1 protein-coding gene is annotated in these 404 nt (G+C 35.6%); it reads left to right on the top strand.

What is annotated here, in order from left to right; all coding sequences use genetic code 11:
- Positions 1–125: 125 nt before the first annotated feature.
- The coding region (locus AB4153_RS20215) for a hypothetical protein (protein ID WP_371998489.1) at positions 126–404 on the top strand (279 nt) is incomplete at its 3' end.

Raw genomic sequence — 404 nt, 5'->3', positions numbered from 1 at the left:
TCGTTGATATGTGTTAATTATTTTCTAAATGGTTGACAGGTATATATAAAATTGTCTAAAAGCGTATCTGCTTGATGGATAGATGACGAGAAATAAACGAGTTAATTACTGCAAGTGGAGTTTTAATGAGTGATTGGAAGTGTGACGACAAAGAGTGGATGAAGCAGCGTAAAAAAGAGTGGCCGCAGTATCGGTTTAATATTTCTGATGCTTTGATTGAGGTTACAGACTTATCTAAAGAAGAATTAAACAGTTTAAAAAGCTACTTTCTCACCGGTGATAACAATGCGCTTGAAACACTTTATAAGATCAGGAGTGGTTTACTACTTGAGCTCTGGCTGCATCCAAGTGAAAACACGGACACATTAAAACAAGTGTTTCATCGCCATTGTGAAGAAAAAAAA

It is taken from the genome of Shewanella sp. 10N.286.52.E4, from assembly GCF_041468785.1.
GTDB lineage: Bacteria > Pseudomonadota > Gammaproteobacteria > Enterobacterales > Shewanellaceae > Shewanella > Shewanella electrodiphila.
This window is presented reverse-complemented; position numbering and strand designations above follow the sequence as displayed.